Genomic DNA, 26,250 nt, shown 5'->3' with positions numbered 1-26,250 from the left:
TTTTATCCTCTCTGTCTCATTTCTTTTATGATCTTTTTCATTTCCTTATCAACACGATAAGACTCTGTGATCTTCTGTAGTGATTTCTTATATGTAAATTCATCCAGTTTGTGACCGTCCTGCAAGTATGTCAGCATCTCATCCGGAAATGCCGCAAAATATACAGATACTGCCCACGCCACTGCCATCTTTGCATAATATCCCTGCTGAGTGATACTCTCCAGACGTCTGATACTCTCTTTCAAATATTCACGCTTCACAAAATGTCCCAGAAGCATGACTGCCGCAAATCTTGCTTCGTATTCTTTATTCGAAGTAAAATACGTTTCAATAAAATCCCAGTATTCTGTCTGGTATTTATCTGCATCTTTTAATGTACTGCAAAAGCAATCGCATACTGCCCAGTTATTAATGTCCGGCACAAATTTTGCCACATATGTTAAGCGTTCTTTGCATTCCATCTTTGCATAAGCACTCACCAATCCGCGAAGCATCGTTTCTTCATACCACTGGTCATCCGCCTGTTCAAACCATTCCTGCCAGTCCATACCAGAAAGCTGCTTTGCAAATTTTCGCAACACCGGAAGTCTGATTCCCATAACATTATCCACACCCGGCAGAAGATTGCTGTGAAAATCCCGATAACCGGTATCTTCATTCTCCTGCAGAAACTGGCGCACCATATGTGTCGTCACCTGAATCTCTTTCTGACTTTTCCTGTTCATAATATTTCTCCCATTACTGTGCATATGCTGAACAGTAACTTTCTCCTTGCTGTTTCTGCTACGTTACAATTCATCTCAATCTGTAACTTTGCTTTACAGCACTTTTCTATTTTATAACAGATTGCATGAAAAGTAAAGGAAATCGCTCGTATTATTTATGCAAAATAATTTATGTGGATTCTATCGTTCTTTCAAAAAATATTACATCGAGATCATTTTGGACAGAAGAAGTATCTGCCAACCATAAAACAGGAGACAAGAATGGGACTTTTATCCCAGCTTTGTCTCCTGTTTATTTTTAAACATCAATATTTTTTATGCTTCATCAATTGCTTTTCCAATATCATGGCGCATATATTTATTTGCGAATGTAATCCACTCTGTAGCTTCATATGCATTCTTTCTTGCTTCTTTTAAATCTTTGCCTGTCGCAGTAATTCCCAGAACACGACCACCATTAGTAACAATCTGACCGTCTTTCAGTTTGGTTCCTGCGTGGAAGCAGTAATATCCGTCTTTGCCTTTGAAATTTTCAAAGCCGTACATTGGGATACCTTTTTCATATTTTACAGGATATCCATCACTTGCAAGTACTACGCACACTGCTGCATTATCCTCGAACTGAAGGTCTACCTGGTCCAGTGTTCCATTTACGCAAGCTTCCATTACTTCAATGATATCATTCTTCATACGTGGCAGGACTACCTGTGCTTCCGGATCTCCGAAGCGTGCATTATATTCCAATACCTTCGGGCCATCTGCGGTAAGCATAAGACCAAAGAAAATGATTCCCTTAAATGGGCGTCCTTCTGCAGCCATTGCGTCCACTGTCGGCTGATATACATATTTCCTGCAGAATTCATCTACCTCTTCTGTGTAGAACGGACTCGGGGAGAAAGTTCCCATTCCGCCCGTATTCAATCCCTGATCACCGTCCTGAGCGCGTTTGTGATCCTGTGCGGATGTCATTGTACGGATAGTTTTTCCATCTACAAATGATAACACAGAGACTTCACGTCCTGTCATAAATTCTTCGATGACCATGGTATTTCCGGCATTTCCGAATTTCTTATCTTCCATGATCTCTTTTACGCCATCTTCTGCCTCTTTCAGATCCTGACAGATCAGTACTCCCTTGCCGAGTGCAAGACCATCAGCCTTCAGGACAATTGGAAATCTGGCTTCTGTGCGGAGATATTCCAGTGCTTTCTCAGGATCATCAAAATTCTCATATGCTGCTGTCGGGATATTATATTTCTTCATTAAATCTTTCGAGAAAGCTTTAGATCCCTCAAGGATCGCAGCGTTCTTTCTTGGTCCGAATACTTTCAGACCGCGGGCCTCAAATACATCTACGACACCACCGACCAGCGGATCATCCATGCCAATGATCGTAAGATCGATTTCTTTTTCCTGTGCAAAATCAGCAAGTTTCTCAAATTCCATTGCACCGATATCTACACATTCTGCAAGCTCTGCGATTCCTGCATTTCCAGGTGCACAATAAATTTTATCTACTTTCGGGCTTTTTGAAACACTCCATGCAATCGCATGTTCTCTGCCACCGCTACCTACAATTAAGACTTTCATTTTATCTTGCCGCTCCTTTTTGTATCTACTCTTCCGTATCGTATTCTTCTATTTCCACTCTTCCATCCACAACCTTCACCTTGCCATTGGCAATGAGATTGATTGCCTTAGGAAGAATTTTCCACTCTGCTTTCTCCATGACACGTCTCTGGAGAACTTCCGGAGTGTCATCAGATTTAATTTTCACTGCTTTCTGAAGAATAATCGGACCGGTATCTGTGCCAGTATCAACGAAATGTACCGTAGCGCCTGTAACACGAACCCCTCTTGCTAACGCTTTCTCATGCACATGAAGTCCGTAATAACCAACTCCGCAGAAAGACGGAATCAGTGACGGATGGATATTAATGATCTTATTTGGATATGCTTCCACGATCATCGGCGGGATTGCTACGAGGAATCCTGCCAGAACGATAAGCTCTACGCCACTCTCTTTCAGCTTTTCCAGAAGTGTTTTGTGAAATTCTTCTCTGCTTTCATACTGTTTCGGAGAAATACATACGGCTTCTATGTTATGGTTCTTCGCTCTCTCCAGCGCATAAGCCTTCGGATTATTGCTGATAACCAGAGAAACTTCTGCATTTGTAATCTTTCCACAGTCAATGGCATCCAGGATAGCCTGCAGATTCGTGCCGCCTCCTGAAACCAGTACACCGACTTTTAACATAAAGTCACTCCCTTTTCACCATCTTCGATACGTCCTACTACATACGGAGTGTCACCTGCTGCTTTGATCGCTTCCATTGTTTTGTCCACATCTGCTGCATCTACAGCAAGGATCATTCCAAGTCCCATGTTATAAGTATTGTACATCATCTGTTCATCAATATTGCCTTTTTCAGCAAGAAGTTTGAAGATTGGAAGTACCGGATAGCTGTTCTTTTCCACAACTGCACGTGTTCCCTCTTTAAGCATTCTCGGAATATTTTCATAAAAACCGCCGCCTGTGATATGACTGCATGCGTGCACACGAACTCCGGCATTTTTAATGCTCTTTAATGCTTTTACATAGATTCTGGTTGGTGCCAGAAGTGCTTCACCAAGTGTTGTTCCAAGTTCTTCATAATAAGTATCAAGAGATTCCTTTGTCATATCAAAAACTTTACGGACAAGAGAAAATCCGTTACTGTGAACCCCTGTGGATGCCATACCGATCAAAACATCTCCTGCTTTCAGTTCTTCACCTGTGATCATCTCTTTTTTATCGCAGACACCTACTGCGAAACCAGCCAGGTCATATTCGTCTTCCGGCATCAGTCCCGGATGCTCTGCTGTCTCACCGCCGATCAGAGCTGCATCTGACTGCACACAGCCTTCTGCAACGCCGCCTACGATAGCTGCGATCTTTTCCGGATAATTCTTACCACATGCAATATAATCAAGGAAGAATAATGGTTCTCCGCCTGCACATGCAATATCATTGACACACATGGCAACTGCATCAATGCCAATGGTGTCATGCTTGTCCATGACCATAGCAAGTTTTACTTTAGTTCCACATCCATCTGTACCTGATAATAATACCGGTTCTTCCATTTCTTTGATCTTAGCAAGAGAAAAGGCACCGGAAAATCCTCCCAGTCCTCCCAGCACTTCTTCACGCATGGTTCTCTTTACATGCTCTTTCATCAGCTCTACTGATTTATATCCTGCTTCAATATCTACTCCAGCGGTCTTGTAATCCATGATAATCCTCCGTTTTTACCCCTGATCCTGTTTATGGACCTGAGTTATCTTAGTAATTTTTATATCCGACTTCCTGTAATCTTGCGTCTTTTGCTTCCACCTGTTCTTTTAATTCCTGGCTGTAAGCCTTTAATTTTGCAAGAAGTTCCTCATCTGATGTTGCAAGTATCTTAGCTGCCAGAAGTCCTGCGTTTGCGCCTCCGTTGATAGCGACTGTTGCAACCGGGATTCCTGACGGCATCTGTACGATAGAATAAAGGGAATCTCTTCCTCCCAGAGAAGTGGTGTGCATAGGAATTCCGATAACCGGCATCGGGAAGATTGCTGCGCACATTCCCGGCAGATGAGCTGCCATTCCTGCACCTGCAATGATTACTTTAAAGCCTTTTTCCTCTGCTGTTTTTGCATATTCAAAAAAGACATCCGGTTCCCTGTGTGCGGAAATGATCTTTATCTCGTAATCAATTCCCAGTTTCTCCAGAATGTCTGCTGCTTTGCTCATGATCGGCATATCTGAGTCGCTGCCCATCACAATTCCTACTTTTGCCATGATTATTCTCCTTTTCTTCTCAAGTATTCTCAGACAGACCAGATTTTATCTGTCCGGGACTTTGTTTTTATTTTATTGATAAAAAAAGTACGGTCAGAAAAGATTTTATCAAAACCCTCTCTAACCGTAGATTCTACTAAGATTCCCTTTTTCTGTCAATAAAATTAATGCAAAGAAATATTTTAACGAACTAATAAATTTTTTTGTATTTCGAACTTAACAGGAAAATGCCTTTATTCCCCAAACGGCTCGTTCAGAGCTTCCGTACCCGGAAGGACAAATCTTCCATCTTCAATAATAGAGATCATATCCCCCTCATCATCAATCGTACGGATGCTTCCCAGTTCGTCATATGGGATCGTAATATCTGTGTGACATCCATAATAAGCAAGGCTGACGTCTTCTTTTCGCATCTCGGAAATCTCATTGTCCCTTGCGATGATCTCTTTACCATCCGGATTATAGACCGGAGTATCTTCTGACCAGCTGTAACAGGTATCACCAACCGCAAAATGCGGTCCCATTTTCTCCGCGATCAGAATCGGAAGTTTGTCTGCGATATTATATTTCTGCGCTGCCACATAAGCTGTTGTATTAGTTCCGATTGCAAATTCTCCCATTGCAAGTTTCGGATGATGGAACAGAATATTATCTTCAATATATTTACGGTTCTCTTCCTCTGTCTCAAAATTAGAACAGCTGTAATCGATCACCTGTCCGCAGTCAAACACAAGCTTCAGGTCACAAAACTGCAGTCCGTTAAGATATACTTTTGAAACATGAAGCATTCCGCCTGTTCCTGCAAGTACCGGTGAAGTAAATACTTCACCCAGAGGAATATTTACATCTGCCACACAGTTCTCAAAATTTGTCTGTGTTTTCGCATCTGTTAATGTGTGAAGATGAATGAGCAGATCTGTCTCATTCTCTCCCTTTCCCTTGATTTCCACCCATTCACAGGTATCAAGAGTATCTATGATCGTCTGCTGGATCTTCTGATATTTCTTATAATCCAATGTATTGATCTTTACGATCTCGCGGAAAATTTCCGGAAAATCCTCCCCGATCTCAGGTATCGGATAAGCAATGATCGTAAAACTTCTTTCCTCACCTTTGATATAACGATTTGTGATTTGACCGGATTCATTGTCCAGTTCCAGCTGAAGCTTCTGCTGTGCTTCTGTAAACGCCCAGCTTTCCGGTTTACTTACCGGTGAAAACGGTTTCTCTCCAAATGTCTCGATCACAGCCGGTCCGCCATGTACATCTGCCAGATCTGCATATTCATCATAAGAAGTCTGCATGGCACGAAGTTTACGCTTTACAAAATCCGGATCCAGAAACAGCGCACTGTCCTGTCTATGGTCATAATCAAACTGCGGATTTGCAATTCCTCCTGTAAATCCATTTCTGAACTGATTCCGTCTGTTCACCGCATGAAGTGCATGGCGGTAAATAACCGTCTGCAGCCCCATCTCCCGGAACTGAAGAACAGCCGCTTTTACCATACGCTCAAAGCCAAGATGATAACGTATATTAACCGTTTTCTTCTTTGTAATATCTTTTCTTCCTGTGATAAATCCCATCCGATAGCCTTCTGTATAAGTACGTGCCATCTCATCAATTTCCCTCTGGGAAAGTGAATTCATAAATTCTGCTGTTTTCAGTTCATTTTCCGATACATATTCGCCGGACTGATACAGATAACTCAGATCGCTCAGATCAGAATCCATGATCATTTCAACCACAAAATTATTCTCAGGATCAATCGCCTCTCTGATCCGATTTTCCACCATATCCTGGCAGTAGTCATTCACATAGGAAACGAGAATTTCTTTCACCTGTTTCTCAGCAGGAATTTCTTCCTGCGTAAATGCAGAATAGATTTCCAGAAACAATTCAAGTACAACCGTAAGATCCCATGCTTTTTTTTCAAACGCATAAGCAATCGTGCCATGAAGCTCTGTATAAAGAAAGGTAAATACTTTTCCGTATTCTCCCAGCATTTTCTGTGCATATGCAGGATTTCCATAAGAATTTTCATAATTTTCGGGCAGAATATCCTGATATAATTCATGATTCTGTTCCTGAAGTTCTTCAAGATTTTTCCCCGCAATTCCATGGTCCATCACATGAATCACCTGCTGTAAAAACATTGCTTCTTTTGTAAAAAAATCGCAGTACGGTTCTTCTGCCATTTTCTCGTCCGGTATCTGAGCGATTCTTTCTTTCGCCAGTTCATACCGTTCCATAACCCATTCGTCCAAACTATATTTCTCCTTTTTCTATCAGACTTCCCTGTTAATCAGCCGGAAATTCCCATCAGAAAGATTCCCAGCCATCCGATCATTATGATTCCGTTTGCAATAGAGCCGATCATACCTGCTTTGTGTGTCCGGTTTTCTTCTGAAAAGCTTTTCAGTCCCATCGCAAATCCATATACAGACAGAAGCATTGCGCAAAGACTGATCCCGCCTACAATATATCCGTATTGTCCCTGCAAAAAAAATGCCAGCAAAACTGCAGTCACAAATAAAACCAGTGAAACAGCCGCCAGCACTGCTGACAGTTTTCCCTGCTGTGCCTCTCTTTTCTTTGCAAACGCATATCTATATCTTTTTGCCATAAATTTTTCTCCTCAGGTGATCGCAGATAAAAAAAAGCAGATATCCAAGAGCCGCCCCTGCTGTATTCAATATCATATCATCTACGTCAAAGCACCCAACCTTTGTAATAAGCTGGATGACCTCTACCGTAACACTAAGCCCAAATCCTGCCAGTACGATCAGCCATCCGCTTCTCATTTTGTCCAGAATAACCGGCAGTATAAATCCAAATGGAAGAAAACCAATTACATTTCCAAAAAGATTTGTAACTACCGCCATAAGTCCAAGCTGTTTCCTGTATACCCAGAAACGCCTTATCTCAACAAACGGTATCAGATTATATCTGTACTGTCTTTCTTCCATTGCTGCTCTTCCGTATTCTTCTGAAAAGAACAGAAAATAAATCAGTGCCAGAACATACAGGATAAACAAAATGGTTCCCAGTGTCCGTATGATATGCTTCGTTTCTTTTTTCAATGTTTTCTCCTGTTTCTGAAGCCTTTTATATCAATATCTCTGATTTCTTTTTCAGCAGTCTTGCACCGTTTACGATCATCATGATCCCTGTTACGATTCCCGTTGCCAGTACAATGATCCCGACTGTCAGACTGCAGGCTCCTGTGGAAGACATGGTTTTATAAATTTTTTCGTTCATAATCGTCCTCATCAGTATCATGATCTGCTTTCGCAGATCATGATATCTTATTTATAAATCGCTGTTACCTGTATTTGCTTATTTTGCACCGTACTGCTCATAATATGCGTCGATTGCGGCTTTCAATGTATCGTCAATGATTACTTTTCCTTTATATTCTTTATTATAAAGATGTTCAATGACCTCTTTCATTGTAACAATCGCATTTGTTTCAAACCCATAAAGGTCATGGACTTCGTCAAGGGCACACTTCACGCCGCCTTTTCCGACTTCCATGCGGTCCAGAGAAACCATAAGACCGACGATTTCCACATCAGCCGCACCTTTTACCTTCGGTACTGTCTCTTCCATGGATTTACCGGATGTTGTTACATCTTCGATCATCACTACACGATCGCCGTCTTTTAATTTACTTCCGAGGAAGCTTCCCTTATCTGCACCATGGTCTTTTTCTTCCTTACGGTCTGAACAGTAGCGGATTTCTTTTCCATATAATTCGCTGAATGCAATTGCAGTTACAACACTTAACGGGATTCCCTTATATGCAGGTCCAAAAAGCACATCGAAATCATCGCCATATTTATCATGAATGGCATGTGCGTAGTACTCACCCAGTTTCTTTAACTGAGAACCTGTCACATATCCGCCTGCATTCATAAAAAACGGGGACTTTCTTCCGCTTTTAAGGGTAAATTCTCCGAATTTCAGAACTTCACTGTCTACCATAAATTCAATAAATTCCTGTTTATACTGTTCCATCTTATGTTATGCCTCCTGTATCTGTTTTATTTTACAATACCAACCATCTCTTTTACGGAATTGAATCCATTCTTCTTCATATACGCTTCAATTCCATCGATCACGTCCAGTGTCACTGCCGGATTGTGGAAATTTGCCGTACCCACAGATACTGCGCTGGCTCCTGCAAGAATAAACTCAATTGCATCCTCTGCGCAGGAAATTCCGCCCATTCCGATGATCGGGATATTGACTGCCTGTGCAACCTGATAAACCATACGGACAGCAATCGGTTTCACGATCGGTCCGGAAACACCACCGGTTTTATTTGCAAGCGCAAAAGTCTTCCTGTTGATATCAATCTTCATTCCTGTCAGTGTATTGATCAGGGATACCGCATCTGCACCGCCTGCTTCCGCACCTTTTGCAATCTCTGTGATATCTGTGACATTCGGTGTTAACTTCATGATCACAGGCTGTTTTGCAATCTTTTTGATCTGAGCGGTAAGTTCCTCTACATGATGTGCATCCTGACCAAATGCAAGGAATCCTGCATTTACATTCGGGCAGGAAATATTAATCTCCATCATATCAATTGGCTGATCTGCCAAACGTTCCACCACTGCCAGATATTCTTCCGGCGCATGACCGCATACATTTACAATGATCTTTGTATCATACTGTTTCAAAAAAGGAATATCCCTCTCACAGAAAAGATCGATACCAGGATTCTGCAGACCAATCGCATTCATCATGCCTCCGTAAACTTCAGCCACACGCGGAGTCGGATTTCCGACCCACGGGACATTGGCTACGCCCTTGGTTGTCACTGCTCCCAGCTTATTAATATCTACATAATCAGCAAATTCTGCTCCTGAACCAAAGGTTCCGGATGCCACTGTTACCGGATTTTTCCACTCTACGCCGGCAATATTTACACTCATATCCATCAGATTTCCACCTCCGTAGAAAGAAATACCGGGCCATCCTTGCAGATTCTCTTATTATTCACATTGCTATGTGCATCTTTTTCTCTGGATTTGCACACACAGGCAAGGCAGGCACCGATTCCGCATGCCATACGTTCCTCCAGGGAAATATAACATTCAATCCCATTTTCTTCGGCATATTTCTTGATTGCACGAAGCATCGGAGTTGGTCCGCAGGCATAGATCATGTCCGCTTCCAGAGCATTCTCTCTGATAGCATCCATAACATTGCCTTTTGTTCCCACACTGCCATCCTCTGTGGCAATATAAAGTGTTCCCGCCGCCTCAAATTCCTCTCTGAGGAACGTATGACAGTCCCTGTATCCTGCAATGATCTGTTTTTTCTCACATTTCATCTGCTTTGCAAGTTCCAGGATCGGAGGAACACCGATTCCACCACCCATAAGGAAAACTTTTTTCCCCTCAGCCTTCTCTACAGGAAAACCATTTCCCAGAGGTCCCAGTACCGGAATGGTATCTCCGGCTTTCATCTGTGAAAATTCATCGGTTCCGGTTCCCTGTCCGGTCACTCTGTAAACCAGATGAAGACGGCCATTTTCTTTGTCAATCTCACAAAGACTGATCGGTCTGGGAAGAATTTTGGATTTATCATTTGTATAAAGAGATACAAACTGTCCCGGTTTCGCATCTGCTGCGATTCTGTCAGTCTGGATCCACATACTGTAAATGCCTGCACCAATGCTCTTCTGACTTACAACAGTGCAGATTTCTCTTGTCTTTTCGCTCATTTTATGCCTCCTAGCGATTGTTTAAAGCAGTACTGATGTCTTCGATCATATCTTTTACCGCCTGGCGGGATGCATCTGCATAATTTAATTCACCAAAGGAAGCATATTTTTCCTGTTTGTAAGCTGCAATGATTCCTCTGGAAGAGTTGACGATCGCACCAAGTCCGTCTTCATTAAAGAAATGAACAAGATCGGCACCTTTTCCGCCCTGTGCACCATATCCCGGTACCAGGATGAAGGTTTTCGGCATGATCTTACGGAGAGTTTTTCCCATTTCCGGATAGGTTGCACCTACTACAGCACCTACATAGCTGTATTCATTTCCCATATGTGATTCTCCCCACTGGGCAACCTTCTCTCCAACCCACTCATAAAGCGGACGTCCGTCAATGATTCTGTCCTGAAACTCTCCGCTGGACGGATTGGATGTTTTTACGAGTACAAAAAGCCCTTTGTTCTCTTCTTTACATACATCGATAAACGGGTTGACACTGTCAGATCCCATATATGGATTGATTGTCGCAAAATCTTCGTCAAAACCTGCGATTCTGTTACTTCCCACCTGAACTTTACCCAGATGTCCGACTGCATATGCAGCAGATGTGGAACCAATGTCACCTCGTTTGATATCTCCAATAACTACCAGACCTTTTTCTTTGCAATAATCAATGGTGTTCTTATATGCCATTAAGCCCGGAATACCAAACTGCTCATACATTGCGATCTGTGGTTTCACTGCAGGAATCAGATCGCTGATCGCATCAACGATTCCTTTATTATACTGCCAGATAGCTTCTGCTGCTCCCTCTAATGTTTCCCCCAGTTCAGAAAAAGCTTTCTTCTGAATATGCTGCGGGATATAGTTGAGCATCGGATCCAGTCCTACTACGATAGGAGCGTTTGTTTTTTTAATGTTTTTAATAAGTTTGTTGATCATGAGTCTTTCCTCCTGAATATTGATATGGTATTTTTATGCATTCTGGTATACAACTTTTCCATCACAGATTGTATAGAGAATTTTTCCCTTTACTTTCCATCCGTCAAATGGTGTGTTGCGTCCTTTGGAAGCAAATTCATTTTTATCTATTTTATATTCGTGATCAATGTCTGCAATGACAATGTCTGCCGGATGTCCCTTCTGAAGTGTACCTCTGTCACTTCCCAGAATCTGTGCTGGGTTCCAGCTCATTTTCTCAATAAGCTGTGAGATTGTAAGAATTCCGGTTTCTACAAGTGCAGTATAAGACAATGCAAAGCTTGTCTCAATTCCCACAATGCCAAAAGCCGCATTCCGGATAGAGCCTGTCTTCTCCGGCACTGCATGAGGTGCATGATCTGTACTGATCACTTTAAAGGAACCATCCTTCAGTCCTCGGATCAGTGCATCTACATCTTTCTTCGTACGAAGAGGAGGGTTCATCTTATAGTTTGGATCATCACATTTAATATCATCGGAAGTGAGGATAAAATGATGCGGGCAAACCTCTGCTGTGATATTGTCCAATCCCTCTTCCTTCACAATCTCCATCATCTTCGCAACACCTTCTGTGGAACAATGGCACAGATGCAGTCTTGCCCCTGTCTCTCTGGCAAGAAGAATATCTCTCGCTGCGATCACATCCTCAACTGCATTGCAGATACCTGGCAGACCAAGTCTCCGCGCATTCTCATCCTCATTCATACATCCATCACCGCGCAGATCAATATCCTCACAGTGAGCAAAGATCGGAACATTGAATTTCTCTGCCACTTCCATAGCTTCTTTGCAAAGTCTGGTATTCATAACAGATTTGCCGTCTTCAGATAATGCCGGGATTCCCGCTTTTACCATTCCTTCGATATCAGAAAGTTCCTGTCCCTTCTCCCCCTGCGTAATGGCACCTGCCTGGAGCACATGAATGCCGGCAAGCTGTTTTGCCTTATTATGCACATAATTTACACGATCCGGACTGTCAATTACCGGTGTTGTATTCGGCATTGCAACAACCGTTGTCACACCACCTCTTGCAGCAGCCCGGGAACCTGTCTCTATATCCTCTTTCTGTGTCTGTCCCGGATCTCTGAAATGAACGTGAAGATCGATCAGTCCCGGCATTACCAGACATCCCTTCGCATCTATTACTTTGTCGCTTTTATCTTTTATTTTAAGTTTCTCACCGATCTCGGTGATCACGCCATCTTCCAGATAAATATCGCCTTTTTTATCAGTGTCAGTAGCCGCATCTACGATACGTCCTCCCTGAATCAGAATACCCATGCAATTCTCTCCCTTCGTTGTCGTTTGACAATAACTTTCTGATATACATAATACACGAAACTTCTTCTTTTATAAAGCCTTTTTTTACTGATGTGCAGTCTTTTTTGCTTGACAATTCAAAATGCGGGAGATATAATCAGTTCATATCTGGATTATTTAATGTATAGTCACTGGTTTTTAGAGATTATATAACAGTATATAATCTGTAAAATCTGGTGATTTTTTTATTTGCCAGAAACTATATAATTTTTTTATTTTTTATGGAGGTAACAACATGAACAAGGGAACTGTAAAATGGTTCAACGCAGAAAAAGGTTACGGATTTATCACTGGTGAAGACGGTGCAGACGTATTTGTACATTTCTCCGCTATCAATGGTGAAGGATTCAAATCCCTTGAAGAAGGACAGGCTGTAACATACGACTTAACAGAAGGCGCTCGTGGTATGCAGGCTGCAAACGTTACAAAATTATAATTTATAATTTTTGTTAACGCGAGAGGATTGAATTCCGCACTTTTCTATACGGATTAAACCTCAAAAAAATCCCCGGATCATCCGGGGATTTTTTATTGCTTTTCTTCTGTGAATCCATCAGAGATTCAATTTCTATTTAGCATCTGCGCTGTCTGCATCCGTTGTTGAATCTGCTGTTTCTGCAGCTTTATCGTCTGCTACATTTGTATCATCTGCTTCTTCAGATTTATCTGCGGTTTCCGTTTCAGAATCATCTGCGGTTGCGTCTGCTGCATCAGCATCTTCACTGTCTGTATCAGTGGAAGCTGTTGTATCTTCTTCCTCCGCTGTATCTGCATCAGTGCTGTCTGTATCATCGGATGCATCTGTTGACAGATTCGAAATGTAATTGTCAAGTGCAGTAGTATCCATTACTGTATTCTGAACCACATTCTCTTTGGCTCCTGTCACTTTTACATATGCAGAATAACCAATCCATGCAACAATCACAACACAAATGAATGCCCAGGCAAACATTTCCAGTCCAAAAAGTACTTTTTCTTTTCTGTCTGTTTTGTTATGCAGTCCTTTTCTGGCCTTATAAGCATCGACTTTCTTCTGGCTCATGATAGATCTCCTTTGCATCAATATTTCGTATTTTCTGATTATAGCACACTTTACTGCAAAAGAAAACAATTAGTTTATACTGCAACGATCACTCCGCCGTCATTTGCATACATAGAACTTACACCCGCTGTATCAAGGACTACGATCTTTGCAAGTTTCATTCTCTCTTCAAAAGCCTCTTTGAGCACCTGTGCTCTTGCCGGACAATTGCAGTGACTGATGGCAAGAACCTTCTCTGCACTGTCCGGGGTTTTCTCGATTACCTGCTCTACAAGCTTGATCAGAGCACGATTCATACCTCTTGCCTGATCCAGCTGGCAGATATTTCCATCATCCGTAGAACCCATGACCGGTTTGATTTTCAATGCACTGGCCACTAACGCTTTCACTTTGCTCAGACGGCCGTTCTTTCTCAAAGTATCAAGATTCTCAAGTATAAAAAATGTATGCTGTCCTTCAATATAATGTTCCACAGTTGAAACAACTTCTTCAAAACTCATCCCTGCTTCTTCGCATTCCTGTATCTTCATTCCGATCAGGCTTTCCCCGATGGATGCGGAACGTGAATTAAACACATGTATTTTTTTATCCGGATGGTCTTCCATAATAAGATCTCTGCCAAGCAACGCACTGTTATAGGAACCACTCAGCTCAGAAGACAAAGTCACTGCATAAATATGCTCAGCCTCGCAGTCATATGCTCTCATATATCTCTCAGGTGACGGGCAGGCTGATTTCGGACATTCCGGGCAGGCTGCCACTTTATCAATAAACTCTGCCTGATCAAATGTTTCATCATCTATGATCTGTTCAGCTCCTACCATCAGAGTCAGTGGAATGGATTCAAAACATTCATCTTTCTTCCATTCGTCCAAAAGTTCTCCACAACTATCTATGATAATCTTATATCTCAATTATATCGTCCTCTTTTCCATTATATGTAGTATTCAATACCAGATATATCTTATCACACCGCTTTACGTTTGAAAAGACTTTTTAATAAAAACACTGTTCTTTTTTTCAAAAGTGCTTTATAATAAAAAGACGCTTCCCGCAAAGTGCAGGAAGCGCTGCCTGATCCACAAAATATGTTCAGAAATATGCAGCAATCCAGAAGTCTTTTTTAATTCTGAACAGCTGTAAATCATGTTATCAGAGAGGTGTTGTATGCTTGCTTTAAAAATTACTGATGTAAAAGATTTTATGAATAAACTCCTGATCGGTGAGGTATTTGACCGTTTTTCTCTTGTCGAGGCATCTGTGACAACCTTCAACACTTTTACCATAAACGGAAAACTTCATTACGATTTCTTTGATACTGACACAAAGGCTGCTTTTGAGGAGAATTCCACAGAATATTCCCTCTGGCATGATGTAAAACCTTATTGTTTTTCTATCATACGCGGCAGACGCACACCTTTGAATTTCAGGATTGTATTTGAACTTTCTCATGATCAGACACAGTCGTTGTTAAAAAATGAACAGCATATTGCAGATATTCCTGTGCAAAGCTTTTATCTGAATATCCGGTACAAGAACCAGTCCCTTTTATGTACAACAGGTGTTTCTTATACTTCATTCAGTCCGGATAAACGTCTGGAACATCTCTGGGATGATTCCATGACTGTTTTTCTCTCCAGTCATCACATTCCCTGTGAGAAATTATGAGTAGATTCTGTTATCAGTCTTTATCCGAATAACGCAGATAATAGACCAGAATATCTATAAACTCACTGTTCGTCGGTTTATCTGCCATTGTACACCCTGCCATTTCTTCCAGTGTATCCTTATGATTCATCCAACATAAGTTTACCAGTGTTCTTATGTTGTGTTCTACATTAGACGGCGTTGATTTATATTTTCTTGCAATGACCGGATAAATATCTTTGGTGACTTTTACCGGTCGCTCATAAATTTTCTGTGCCATTTCTACTGCATCCACAACATAATAATATCCTTTATACTTTGATGTTGCACCCAATTTTCTAATAACTCCATAAACTGCACTCATACATCGTTCCTCCTGTAACTTCCATAATCTGTGTTTTTACAGATTTGGATATCTCATTTATTTACACACATTTCTCTATAAGTAAATGAAAGTCACGATATTGGCTGCCCGGAAGCACCATTGCAGTCACTATTCTCTGTAACCCGTTATATTTTCTGCGGATTCGGCATATTCATTAAAATATCGGCAACTTAATAATAGGAATTCATAAGACATTTGTCAATACCAATGTAATTGTTTTCCACAAAAATAAGGAGCAAAAGTTATTCTCCGCTCCTTATTTGATATTCTGCTATTCTGACAAGCGTATCTGTCCTCTCATTGATCTGCCGGCAAATTGCCTGCTTTCTATCTTATTTTGCAACCATCAGCAAGATTTCATTGCTTCTCTGAACAAATCTGGTCATTTCGTCCGGTGAAAGCTGTTTATGGCTCATCATCGCAAGGTCATACAGCTGTTCACAGATAAGCGGAGCCTTGTCAGATTCCTGATTCTCTGCCAGATATTTAACCAATGGATGATTCGCATTCAGAACCAGTGTTTCCTGTCCGCCAAACATATTCGGATCCATTCCATACATATTATACATCTTCATCATATCCTGCATACGGCGGCTCTCTTCGGAAAGAGTCATCATTGCTGATACATTTTCATTTTTCAGATTCTCAACATGTACTTCCAGTTTATCTTTATTAAGGCTCTTGCGGAAAAGTTCTGTCAGTGCTTTGACAGTTTCTTCATCTGCAGTACCCTCACCCTTCATTTCTTCGGTCAGATCAGCATCAATACGCTTAAACTGTACTTCCTGATGTTTCTGCTCAAGACTGGAAATAAATGCACTGTCAATATTATGCTTCAGGATAACGGCATCTTTTCCTGCTTCCGTAAACATATTGATATACTGACTCTGCTGAACTTCATCAGTTACATAGAAAATTACTGTCTTCTCAGGTTCTTTCGCTTCCGCAGTGTCTTTGTTTTCAGACTCTGCTGCATCTTCTTTCTTTTCTTCTGTCTGAGCCTCAGTTTCTTCTGTTTCTTTTTTATTCTCTTCAATGCAGTCCTTTAATGTGAGATATTTGCCATCAAGATTCTTAAAGAGTACATAATCTCCCATTTTTTCTGCAAACTTAGTATCTTTAATACAGCCATATTTAATAAACGGGCTGATATCATCCCAGTATTTCTCATAAGATTCTCTGTCAGTCTTGCACATTCCGGTAAGCTTATCTGCCACTTTTTTGGAAATGTATTCAGAAATCTTCTGTACAAATCCGTCATTCTGCAATGCGCTTCGTGACACGTTCAATGGAAGATCCGGACAATCGATCACACCTTTCAGAAGAAGCAGGAATTCAGGAATTACTTCCTTGATATTATCTGCGATAAATACCTGATTGTTATAAAGTTTGATCGTTCCTTCAATGGAATCATACTCTGTATTGATCTTCGGGAAGTACAGGATACCTTTTAAATTAAACGGATAATCCATATTCAGATGTATCCAGAATAACGGTTCCTTATAATCCATAAATACCTTGCGGTAAAATTCCTTGTATTCATCATCTGTACATTCATTTGGATGCTTCATCCAGAGCGGATTAATATCACTGATAGAAACCGGACGTTTATTGATCTTTACTTTATCCTTTGCAGGAGAAATTTCAACAACTTCCTTTTCACCTTTATCATTTTCTTTTTCTTCTGTCTTTGCTTCCTCATGAATATGTTCAACAACTACATCATCGTCTCTTAACTCAGATTCATCAATTGTCTCATATTCCTGAGGTGCATTTGCTTTGGAAAGGTAAATATGAACCGGCATGAAGGAACAGTATTTCTCAAGAATCTCACGCATACGGTACTCATTTGCAAATTCCAGGCAGTCTTCATTCAGGAACAGGGTGATTTCTGTACCAATCGTATTCTTGTTACCTTCCTGGATATCATATTCTGTTCCGCCATCGCAGGACCAGTGTACAGGCTGTGCACCTTCTGTATAGGAAAGTGTATCAATATGCACTTCATCCGCTACCATAAATGCAGAATAAAATCCAAGTCCAAAATGACCAATCATCTGATCATCTGTAGTTTTGTCTTTATATTTCTCAAGAAACTGAGTTGCACCTGAAAAAGCAATCTGGGTAATGTATTTCTCTACTTCATCAGCAGTCATGCCAATACCATTATCGATGAATTTCAGAGTTTTCTCATCAGGATTAACAATTACCTGAATCTCCGGTTTGTATCCTTCCGGAAAAGTATATTCTCCCATTACTTCCAGTTTTTTCAGTTTAGTGATCGCATCGCATCCGTTGGAGACCAGCTCTCTTACAAAAATATCATGATCGGAATATAACCATTTCTTGATGATTGGGAAAATATTTTCACTGTTAATTGATAAATTTCCATGTTTTACAGCCATGCTGTCCACACTCCTTTTTGTTTTTAATCATTTGCCGCAACTTTATCTGTCAATATACTGCATTCTTATCTGCTCTGCCTCCGGAGTCAAAACTATCCTCTCCTGTTTATCCTTTGAAATAGCTTTTGACTCCTGTAAGTTGCTTCTCTGAAAGATATAGTAATACCATTTATTCCAAAAGTCAAGAAAAAATTAGCACTCACTAAAAATGAGTGCTAATAATTTTATATTTTACATATTCCCCTGTATTTTTTTCTTCAGATAACTCTTATTTCTTTCGTCTTTTGTATACCACAACTCCCACAATACATCCTGCTGCAATCGCCAGAATAATCACAAACGGTGTGATATTAGTCGTATCTCCTGTCTTTACCGCTGATTTCGCAGTTGCTCCATTCGGCTGTGGAGTCGGAGTTGCAGTTACAGTCTGCGCCTGTGTAATACTGAAATTCACCTGTTTAGTATCCTGCTCCCCTGTATTCTTCCATTCACTTCCATTATACTTCTGACGGTCAAATGTAACTGTCAATGTGTAGGTTCCGGCCTTCGTAATTCCAAATGCAGCAGTATAAGGTGCACTGCTCCAGCTATTTGTATTGATCACTTTCCAGTTATACGGTACATAGCGGACATCTCCCTTTCCCGGACTTTCATTGTCCATACCCGCTCCGACTGCTGTAAATGTAATCTTTGACTGTGTTGTGTATCCATCTGAACTGATTCCTGTAATCTTATTATCTGTCGGATCTGCAATTTTCGCCTTGCGGGCAGCTTTAACCGTAAACTGAACTTTCACTTCTGCACTGATCTGCTGTTTATTATCAATCACAACTGACTCTGTATAGGAGCCGGCCTTTAAACCCTCCTTCGGGCGGATTTTAAATGTACAGCTCTCCCCCGGTGCAAGCTCTGTGGCTGAAAGTTTCCCGATTTTAAAGTTTTTACCTGACGGTGCATTTAAAGTTACATTTGTATTCCCCTCATTCGTCACTGTAACTTTCTGCGCTTCCGGTGCCTCACTATATCCTTCTTTTGCTTTTCCAAAATTCAGTTCTTCCGGTGTTACGGATAATTTATAAATCTTTTTCACTTCCGAAACAGTCGCAGAAGCTTTGATTGTTGTCAATACATCCTCCTGTCCTTCCGAACTGGTCTGGGCTATCTGAATACTGTCCAGGTAATTGCCGACTTTCAGACCGTTCACCGGTACTGCTGTAAATGCAGCAGAATCTCCCGGCTCCAGCACTGATGCCGAAAGTTCCCCAATATCAAAATACTCTGCATATGGCTGCATCAGCGAAACAGTTGTATTTCCTGTATTGGTAAGTGTAATGGTCGTCGCTTCAGGAGTATCATAACCTTCCTTCAGATCATCATAACTGAAAGATTCCGGATCTGCCTGAACTGCTGTGATCTGTTCCTGTTCTGCCTCTTTTACAGATACTTCCGCAGTTACCTGCGCTGCCACTTCCGAATCCTCTTCACTTTCAAATATCAGGGTATCACTGTAATCCCCCTTCGTCAGACCGGTTTTTGGCTGTACCATGAACATAAGAGAATCACCTTTTGCAATCTGTATTCCTGATACAGCTTCACTTCCATCTTCGTTCATCACCTCAAAATAATCTGATTTCGGTATCTTTAAAGTGACAGTTCCATCCCCTGTATTTGTTACGGTTACGGACAGTGTCTCATTGGCCTGTGTATAATTTTCTTCGATATCGCTGAAATTAAGACTTCCTGTATTTACCTCAAGAGACTGTGCCTCAAGAGATGCATCTGCATTGTCACCTGCCGATGGAGCCTCGCTGTCATCCGGCGTCTCTGTCGGTTCTGCAGAAGGCTCATCCGAAGGCTTCAGATCTTCGTCATCTGATGAATCATCCTCACCTTCAACTGTAATCTTCGCTTCAAAAGAAACCTCAATACCTTCTTCCGTCCGGTATGTGATCATATCATCATATTCACCCGGTTCCAGTCCTTCTCTCGGCTGTATCCATACGCTTACAGATTCACCTGCACTCAGCGGTTCTGTAATATCCTGAACCATAAAATGTTCCGGACTGATCTCCTGAAAATTCAAGTTCTCATTTCCGGTGTTCGTAATCTGCACATACTGTGCTTCCACATCCTCAAGATCACTCTTTACTGTTCCAAAATCACAAATCTGATCTTCGCTGTCCTCTACAGTGGCAGTCGCTTCGTAAGTCTTTTTATCTTTATCATCTTCACCTGCTGCCTGTCCATCTTTCTCTGATCCATCTGTCTGCACATTTCCGTTCTCATCCACCTGCAGCTGATCTTCTGTATAAATTTTCATCTGGGAATCATCAGTACCTTCTGTTGTTTCCTCCGGCTGACCTTCTGTGTTCTGAGATCCATCTTCCTGTTCATTTCCTGCATCCTGCTGTACATCTTCTGTTCTATCTGTGTCCTGATTTTCAGAATCCTGACTGCCTTCTGCATTATCTGCTGTTTCTTCCAACTGTGCATTCTCTGTTCCATCTGCCGTTTCTGCCTGCTGTGTATCCTCTGCTTTCGCCTCTTCTTCAGTTGCAGCTACCTCTAACGTCTTTGCAGTAAGAGTACCTGTCAGTCCGCTTCCATCTACAGGGGTCAGATCAAGCACCAGTCTGCATCCCAGATCATCCTGAGTGATCGTATAGGTCTTCTCAGTACCTACCTGTGTTAACTCCTTCTCCCCTGTCTGTCTTGACCAGGAAAAAGTGAAATCTTCATCTGTAACCTCTTCCGGTGTAACCTTTGCATAATCTGCACTCACTACTACGCCTACAGCTGCCAGTCCCTTAATCTTAAGCTTACCGCCCAATTCTCCTGACGGAGCTGCCGCAAAAACCATGGATGGAATCATTGAAATAACCATCATCACAGTCATTACAACTGCAAGAAATCTCTTTCTCTCCATCTGTAGTCCTCCTTTTCATTTATAATAAGATTTGTAATTATTCAGCAGCCGCTCTGAAGGTACTGAATAATTACAGTTCTGTGATGCTTCTGTGTCTGTCTGCCCTTTTCATTCCCATCACAGACCACAACATCGTTTTTCTCTGTATAAAAGCATTATAGCATCACATTTTCCGGAAATGTAATCTGTATTTTCTCCCTTAAAACAACTTCAGCCCCTGAGTATCAGAGTTCAATTTTCTCCAATATTCAGGGACCGAACTGTGTTTTACAGTTATTTCTCCGATATATCACGTGATATCCATAATTTGACCGAACAGTTTTTATCCTTCTACTATCAGATATTTTCCATCCGGCAGAGCAAATACTTCACTTGCATCTTCCAGTTCTTCATCTGACATTCCTTCCACATCAGCGCCTGACTCTTCCAGATATTCTCTCACTTCTTCAATAGAATCCACAACCTGCGCCATGCAATCCTCAAGGAATGCTTCCGCTGCTTCATATGATTCTGCTACCGCCTGTGGAAAAAGCTGCTCCTGATTTTCAAGAAACGTATTAATACATTCTTCTGTAAACAATTTAAATAACCTCCTCAATCTTTCCCTTTGCCCGGATCAGCTTCTCAAGGACCGGTTCAACCTGTTTTGTCATATAGGACGTAGCTGCCCGTACCCCCTCCTTGGAATGCTCCATGGCAAAGCCATATTTTACCGCTTTAAGCATCTCTATATCATTATATTCGTCTCCGAACGCAATACATTCTTCCGGCGAAATATGATATCTTTTCTGATATTCTCTGATTCCTTTTGCCTTGTTTGTTCCAAAAGGAATAAAATCAATCCACTCATTTCCCGAAGTGACAACAACACATTCTTTTCCAAATCTGTCCATCCAGTATTTCACAGATTCTTCTGTAAGGCCGGCCGGTTCAAACACAGCCAGCTTCATGATAGGAGCCGTCATCTCTTCCATGCTGTTTACAAATCTGCATTCATTTTTTACTTCATATAACATATGGTCATGAAATCTCTTTGTCTTCGGCATCAGGTAGTGGTAATCCTTTGCAGAACAGGTAAACTCGGCATCCTTCTTTTCCAGGATTGCAGAAATAATCTCCCCTGCCAGCTTTCTGTCAAAAGAATCCTGATACAGTACCTCTCCATGATCCACTGCCAGTGCACCATTCTCCGAAATATAGGAAATCTCTGAAGCAACAGGTGCAAACAGCTTTGTCATATTCGGATATTGCCTTCCACTGGCTGCTACAAACATAATCCCCAGTTCCTCTAACTGCCTGATCAGCGAAAAAATTTCTTCAGGCAGAGACTGTGCCTTATGTAAAAGTAACGTCCCATCCAGATCACTTGCAACCAACTTAATCATTTCCATGTTCCTCGCAAATTTTTACCAGATCTGTCGGTTTCTCAGCGACAAGATCTGCTCCATTCTCATTCAGTTCTTTTCGGTCACGAAAGCCCCATAGCGCACCTACTGTATACATTCCTGCTGCTTTACCGGTCTTCATATCTGTACTTGTATCTCCCACATACATACATTCTTCCGGTTTTACACCAAATTTCTCCGCAACCATAAGCGGACCATCAGGTGCCGGTTTCCTGCGGATTGCTTTGCTCTGACCAACTACCATATCAAATTCCCCGTCAAAAAGCTGCGCAATTACTTTCACAGCTGCAGGATGAGGTTTATTTGAACAAACTGCCAGCTTCATTCCATGTTCCTTCAATTTCTTTAAGGTTTCCGGCATTCCCTTATAGGGAACTACTTTATACATCGGATCTGCTTCAAACATTTCCCGGTAAAGCTTCTGTCCCTCATCATAATGCGCAAGTTCCGGATCCCCCGCATCCTTAAGTGCGCGGCGGATCAGCATATTTGCCCCTTCTCCGCTGTAATATCTGAAATTATCCACCGGAAGTGTTTTCAACCCGAATTTTTCCATAATAATATTAGTCACATAAGCCATGGAATCCAGCGTATCAGCCAGTGTTCCATCCAAATCAAATATACATGCTTTAATCATCTTTTGTCATCCTCTTAAGTTAATTCCTGATTTCTTCATTTCATAAAATAATCTGGCAACCGGGAGTCCTACCACATTATTGTAATCTCCGCTGATCCCCTTTACATAAATTCCGAAAAGTCCCTGGATGCCATAGCTTCCAGCCTTATCCATAGGCTCTCCTGTAGCAACATACTCTCTGATCTCCTCATCTGAAACCGGATAAAAAGTCACATCTGTACTTTCATAAAAAGTATGTTCTGTCCAGACTTTTTCTTTCTTTTCCCATACAGAAACGCCGGTATATACCTGATGAGTATTTGCCTGAAGTTTCTTTAATGTATTCACTGCATCCTCTGTATCATGAGGTTTGCCAAGGATCACATTCTCAAACACTACCACTGTGTCAGATCCGATCACAATTGTTCCGTCGGCACTATCTTTCATAGTGCGGATAACAGAAGCTGCTTTATCCGAAGCCAGCTGTTTTACTGCCTCTCCCGGATTGTCTGAGATACGATTCTCATCACCTGATGCAGGCAGCACTTCAAAATCCACGCCAGCCCGTTCCAACAGTTCTTTTCGTCTGGGTGAAGCAGATGCCAAAATAATTTTTCTCATAATAACCTCTTCTTTCCTGTCATAGTATACCTTGTATCTTTTTGGTATGCAACTGCTTTCATTAACTCTTTCCATAAAATTTCGCTTTCCTTTTTATCTGAAAAGTATTAAAATAACAATAACCTATAGCTGAATAAAATGGTGTCAGGAGTAAAAGATATTTTTATCCTGACTCGCTGTCAAAAATAGGAGAATATCAGAAAGGAGTTTATGATTATCATGGCTAAAATTAATAAATACTGGGGATATGTTGCAATAGGTGCCCTTACAGCAGCTGCTGCCGGTGCTGTAGCTGCCCTTATTGCCAAAAAAGGATCCTGTAAAGAGGATTTTGATTTTGAAGATGACTTTGATGATTTCGATCTGACTGATGAAAAGGAAACTGCTAAGGAAGATCAGGAACCTGCCGAAGATTTCCAGTCCTGGGAACATACAGGCGAACAGTCTGCAACAGATGACACCGAAAGCGAAGAAGCTGAAGAAGCTGCTGATACAGACGATTCTGAGAAGTCTTCCGATAAAGCTGCTGAAGTTGAGATTAAAGATGCAGAAGAGGAAGAAGATGCCGATGAACCCGAGAATTTTGAAGAGACTATGGACGCTGCATCTGAATCTGAAGAATAAACGTTACCGTTCACAGTAACGTAACCAAAAAGGAATGTTACTTCACGATTATACAATCGTAGAAGCAACATTCCCTTTTTATTCTGATTATATTACTATTTCAGTCTCATTATGCTTTCGGAAGTTTAAATGAGCTCTTCAGAGACACTATACGGTTGAATACCGGTGCACCCTCTTTAGAATCATGGATATCTGCACAGAAAAATCCTGTTCTTACGAACTGGAAGCTGTCATAGCCTTTTGCTTCCATAAGTGCAGGTTCTACATATGCAGTAACTTTTGTCAGAGAGTTCGGATTTACATTCAGAGAACCATCTTCTTTGTTGTATACACCCTTCTCCTCGTCTACGATATTCTCATAGAGACGTACTTCTGCTTTTCCTGCCTGACTTGCTTCTACCCAGTGAATGGTTCCTTTTACTTTTCTGCCATCCGGCGCATTGCCACCCTTTGTTGCAGGATCATAAGTACAGTGTACAACACGTACAGTTCCATCTTCATCAGCTTCATATCCTGTACAGGTTACAAAATATGCGTTCATAAGACGAACCTCTGTGCCCGGGAACATTCTCTTATATTTCTTAGGCGGATCTACCATGAAGTCTTCTCTCTCAATATAGAGTTCTCTGCCAAACGGTATTTTACGGGTTCCCAGTTTTTCATTCTCCATATTGTTCGGAGCTTCCAGATATTCTACTTCGCCTTCCGGATAATTATCAATCACAAGCTTGATCGGATCAAGAACAGCCATCAAACGTGGACGTTTCAGTTTCAGATCCTCACGGATGCAGTATTCAAGCATTGCATAGTCAACAGAGCTGTTTGCTTTGGATACACCGCAGAGTTCTACAAACATTTTGATGGATTCCGGTGTAAATCCACGGCGGCGCAGTGCTGCGATGGAAACCAGACGCGGATCATCCCATCCGTCTACGATGCCTTCCTCTACCAGTTTCTTGATATAACGTTTACCTGTAACTACATTTGTCAGATACAGTTTTGCAAACTCAATCTGCTTCGGTGGCTGTGGGTATTCCAATTCTTTTACAACCCAGTCATACAGTGGTCTGTGATCCTCAAACTCCAGAGTACAGATGGAATGTGTGATTCCCTCAATCGCATCCTCGATGGGATGGGCGAAATCATACATTGGATAGATGCACCATGTATCACCTGTTCTGTGGTGAGTCATATGAGCAACACGATAGATAACCGGGTCGCGCATATTCATGTTCGGAGATGCCATATCGATCTTGGCACGAAGCACTTTCTCTCCGTCTGCATATTTGCCTTCTTTCATCTCTTCAAAAAGCTGCAGGTTCTCTTCTACGCTTCTGTTTCTGTATGGACTTTCTTTACCCGGCTCTGTAAGAGTTCCACGATATTCACGGATCTGATCTGCTGTCAGGTCACATACATAGGCTTTGCCTTTCTGGATCAGCTTTACAGCAGCTTCATACATCTGTTCGAAATAGTCAGATGCAAAAAACAGTCTGTCTTCCCAGTCTGCACCAAGCCATTTGATATCTGCTTTGATGGATTCTACAAACTCACTCTTTTCTTTGGTCGGGTTTGTATCGTCAAAACGCATGTTGAACTTGCCGTTATATTCCTGTGCAAGACCATAGTTTAAAAGAATAGATTTCGCATGACCGATATGAAGATATCCATTCGGTTCCGGTGGGAAACGTGTATGCACGGTGTCATAAACACCCTCTGCTAAATCTTTATCAATGATATTCTCAATAAAATTTTTGGAAACTGTTTCGTTCTCCATCTTCTTCCCTCCTGTTGTCGTGTTTTATACTGTTTTTTCACACATCTATATATAAAAAATACAACTGAATATTTTTTATGTCGAATGAATTTATATTATCATTGGAAATTCCATCTGTCAACCGTTTACACAACAGTGACAGGCCTTATATTTCTCAGACGTTACTGTTCACTCCGTTCACAGTAACGTAGCCAAAATTCCAGATTGCCTGCGGCAA

27 protein-coding genes are annotated in these 26,250 nt (G+C 41.4%); 3 read left to right on the top strand and 24 right to left on the bottom strand.

Going from position 1 to position 26,250, the window contains the following annotated elements; all coding sequences use genetic code 11:
• Nucleotides 1–2 precede the first annotated feature (2 nt).
• The 14 genes from LJE09_RS12840 to LJE09_RS12775 all read right to left on the bottom strand — a co-directional run bounded on the left by LJE09_RS12840 (nt 3) and on the right by LJE09_RS12775 (nt 12,545).
• Nucleotides 3–725 carry a DNA alkylation repair protein gene (locus LJE09_RS12840; protein WP_025579496.1) on the bottom strand — a complete coding sequence of 241 codons (723 nt, stop codon included), beginning with the start codon at nt 723–725 and terminating at the stop codon, nt 3–5.
• 315 nt (nt 726–1,040) lie between these two features.
• Nucleotides 1,041–2,315 (bottom strand): phosphoribosylamine--glycine ligase, encoded by a 1,275-nt coding sequence (gene purD, locus LJE09_RS12835; protein WP_055151959.1) that lies wholly within the window; start codon nt 2,313–2,315, stop codon nt 1,041–1,043.
• 25 nt (nt 2,316–2,340) lie between these two features.
• Nucleotides 2,341–2,982, bottom strand: coding sequence for a phosphoribosylglycinamide formyltransferase (gene purN, locus LJE09_RS12830; RefSeq protein ID WP_008705482.1), 642 nt, complete (start codon nt 2,980–2,982; stop codon nt 2,341–2,343).
• Nucleotides 2,976–4,001 carry a phosphoribosylformylglycinamidine cyclo-ligase gene (gene purM / locus LJE09_RS12825; RefSeq protein WP_008705483.1) on the bottom strand — a complete coding sequence of 342 codons (1,026 nt, stop codon included), beginning with the start codon at nt 3,999–4,001 and terminating at the stop codon, nt 2,976–2,978. Before purM ends, purN begins: the two co-directional genes overlap by 7 nt.
• A gap of 49 nt (nt 4,002–4,050) precedes the next feature.
• Nucleotides 4,051–4,551, bottom strand: a complete 501-nt coding sequence (gene purE / locus LJE09_RS12820) for a 5-(carboxyamino)imidazole ribonucleotide mutase (protein ID WP_008705484.1) — start codon at nt 4,549–4,551, stop codon at nt 4,051–4,053.
• Nucleotides 4,552–4,784: 233 nt separating this feature from the next.
• Nucleotides 4,785–6,803 carry an aminopeptidase gene (locus LJE09_RS12815; protein WP_044955998.1) on the bottom strand — a complete coding sequence of 673 codons (2,019 nt, stop codon included), beginning with the start codon at nt 6,801–6,803 and terminating at the stop codon, nt 4,785–4,787.
• Between the two features lie 53 nt (nt 6,804–6,856).
• A complete protein-coding gene (locus LJE09_RS12810) occupies nt 6,857–7,177 on the bottom strand; it encodes a DUF6142 family protein (RefSeq protein WP_008705486.1) in 321 nt (106 codons plus the stop codon).
• On the bottom strand, nt 7,161–7,634 hold the full coding sequence (locus LJE09_RS12805) for a VanZ family protein (protein WP_008705487.1): 474 nt from the start codon (nt 7,632–7,634) through the stop codon (nt 7,161–7,163). The genes LJE09_RS12810 and LJE09_RS12805 overlap by 17 nt, the downstream gene beginning before the upstream one ends.
• A gap of 25 nt (nt 7,635–7,659) precedes the next feature.
• Nucleotides 7,660–7,812 carry a hypothetical protein gene (locus LJE09_RS12800; protein WP_022380872.1) on the bottom strand — a complete coding sequence of 51 codons (153 nt, stop codon included), beginning with the start codon at nt 7,810–7,812 and terminating at the stop codon, nt 7,660–7,662.
• Between the two features lie 78 nt (nt 7,813–7,890).
• On the bottom strand, nt 7,891–8,571 hold the full coding sequence (gene pyrE, locus LJE09_RS12795; RefSeq protein WP_025579488.1) for an orotate phosphoribosyltransferase: 681 nt from the start codon (nt 8,569–8,571) through the stop codon (nt 7,891–7,893).
• A 26-nt stretch (nt 8,572–8,597) separates the two neighbouring features.
• On the bottom strand, nt 8,598–9,500 hold the full coding sequence (locus LJE09_RS12790) for a dihydroorotate dehydrogenase (RefSeq protein ID WP_025579486.1): 903 nt from the start codon (nt 9,498–9,500) through the stop codon (nt 8,598–8,600).
• A complete protein-coding gene (locus LJE09_RS12785) occupies nt 9,500–10,288 on the bottom strand; it encodes a dihydroorotate dehydrogenase electron transfer subunit (protein WP_173705208.1) in 789 nt (262 codons plus the stop codon). Before LJE09_RS12785 ends, LJE09_RS12790 begins: the two co-directional genes overlap by 1 nt.
• Nucleotides 10,289–10,298: 10 nt before the next feature.
• Complete coding sequence (gene pyrF, locus LJE09_RS12780; protein WP_227311410.1) at nt 10,299–11,225, bottom strand: orotidine-5'-phosphate decarboxylase; 927 nt, start codon at nt 11,223–11,225, stop codon at nt 10,299–10,301.
• A gap of 33 nt (nt 11,226–11,258) precedes the next feature.
• Nucleotides 11,259–12,545: a dihydroorotase gene (locus LJE09_RS12775; RefSeq protein WP_008705497.1), complete on the bottom strand. Its 1,287-nt coding sequence runs from the start codon at nt 12,543–12,545 to the stop codon at nt 11,259–11,261.
• Nucleotides 12,546–12,819: 274 nt separating this feature from the next.
• On the opposite strand from LJE09_RS12775, the gene LJE09_RS12770 reads away from it, so the two are divergent.
• Entirely contained in the window at nt 12,820–13,020 is a 201-nt protein-coding gene (locus tag LJE09_RS12770) for a cold-shock protein (RefSeq protein ID WP_008705499.1), read from the top strand.
• Nucleotides 13,021–13,152: 132 nt separating this feature from the next.
• Here LJE09_RS12770 and LJE09_RS12765 read toward each other — a convergent pair whose 3' ends face one another.
• Both LJE09_RS12765 and LJE09_RS12760 read right to left on the bottom strand, forming a co-directional pair.
• Nucleotides 13,153–13,626, bottom strand: a complete 474-nt coding sequence (locus LJE09_RS12765) for a hypothetical protein (protein ID WP_025579482.1) — start codon at nt 13,624–13,626, stop codon at nt 13,153–13,155.
• Nucleotides 13,627–13,700: 74 nt separating this feature from the next.
• Nucleotides 13,701–14,540: a DegV family protein gene (locus LJE09_RS12760; RefSeq protein ID WP_025579480.1), complete on the bottom strand. Its 840-nt coding sequence runs from the start codon at nt 14,538–14,540 to the stop codon at nt 13,701–13,703.
• Between the two features lie 253 nt (nt 14,541–14,793).
• Between LJE09_RS12760 and LJE09_RS12755 the strand changes: the two genes are divergently transcribed.
• Nucleotides 14,794–15,294, top strand: coding sequence for a DUF5721 family protein (locus LJE09_RS12755; RefSeq protein WP_020993367.1), 501 nt, complete (start codon nt 14,794–14,796; stop codon nt 15,292–15,294).
• Between the two features lie 13 nt (nt 15,295–15,307).
• Here LJE09_RS12755 and LJE09_RS12750 read toward each other — a convergent pair whose 3' ends face one another.
• The 7 genes from LJE09_RS12750 to LJE09_RS12720 all read right to left on the bottom strand — a co-directional run bounded on the left by LJE09_RS12750 (nt 15,308) and on the right by LJE09_RS12720 (nt 23,632).
• Nucleotides 15,308–15,637 (bottom strand): sporulation initiation factor Spo0A C-terminal domain-containing protein, encoded by a 330-nt coding sequence (locus LJE09_RS12750; RefSeq protein ID WP_008705507.1) that lies wholly within the window; start codon nt 15,635–15,637, stop codon nt 15,308–15,310.
• Nucleotides 15,638–15,990: 353 nt separating this feature from the next.
• Nucleotides 15,991–18,063 carry a molecular chaperone HtpG gene (gene htpG / locus LJE09_RS12745; RefSeq protein ID WP_227311409.1) on the bottom strand — a complete coding sequence of 691 codons (2,073 nt, stop codon included), beginning with the start codon at nt 18,061–18,063 and terminating at the stop codon, nt 15,991–15,993.
• Nucleotides 18,064–18,331: 268 nt separating this feature from the next.
• Entirely contained in the window at nt 18,332–20,989 is a 2,658-nt protein-coding gene (locus LJE09_RS12740; RefSeq protein ID WP_227311408.1) for a hypothetical protein, read from the bottom strand.
• A gap of 322 nt (nt 20,990–21,311) precedes the next feature.
• Nucleotides 21,312–21,569 carry a glyoxalase gene (locus tag LJE09_RS12735; protein ID WP_008705512.1) on the bottom strand — a complete coding sequence of 86 codons (258 nt, stop codon included), beginning with the start codon at nt 21,567–21,569 and terminating at the stop codon, nt 21,312–21,314.
• A gap of 1 nt (nt 21,570) precedes the next feature.
• Nucleotides 21,571–22,374, bottom strand: coding sequence for an HAD family hydrolase (locus LJE09_RS12730; protein ID WP_020993369.1), 804 nt, complete (start codon nt 22,372–22,374; stop codon nt 21,571–21,573).
• On the bottom strand, nt 22,367–23,032 hold the full coding sequence (locus LJE09_RS12725) for an HAD family hydrolase (RefSeq protein ID WP_227311407.1): 666 nt from the start codon (nt 23,030–23,032) through the stop codon (nt 22,367–22,369). Before LJE09_RS12725 ends, LJE09_RS12730 begins: the two co-directional genes overlap by 8 nt.
• 6 nt (nt 23,033–23,038) lie before the next feature.
• Nucleotides 23,039–23,632: a Maf family protein gene (locus LJE09_RS12720; RefSeq protein WP_055057254.1), complete on the bottom strand. Its 594-nt coding sequence runs from the start codon at nt 23,630–23,632 to the stop codon at nt 23,039–23,041.
• 219 nt (nt 23,633–23,851) lie between these two features.
• Here LJE09_RS12720 and LJE09_RS12715 point away from each other — a divergent pair, with 219 nt between their 5' ends.
• The gene (locus tag LJE09_RS12715; RefSeq protein WP_044956000.1) at nt 23,852–24,256 is read left to right on the top strand and encodes a hypothetical protein; all 405 of its coding nucleotides are present in this window, start codon (nt 23,852–23,854) and stop codon (nt 24,254–24,256) included.
• Nucleotides 24,257–24,365: 109 nt separating this feature from the next.
• Here LJE09_RS12715 and LJE09_RS12710 read toward each other — a convergent pair whose 3' ends face one another.
• Entirely contained in the window at nt 24,366–26,033 is a 1,668-nt protein-coding gene (locus LJE09_RS12710) for a glutamine--tRNA ligase/YqeY domain fusion protein (protein ID WP_055053751.1), read from the bottom strand.
• Nucleotides 26,034–26,250 lie beyond the last annotated feature (217 nt).

The sequence above is a fragment of the Blautia sp. DFI.3.45 genome, from assembly GCF_020593505.1.
GTDB lineage: Bacteria > Bacillota > Clostridia > Lachnospirales > Lachnospiraceae > Blautia_A > Blautia_A wexlerae.
Note: the sequence above shows the minus strand (reverse complement) of the source record. Positions and strands in the feature narration are given on the sequence as shown.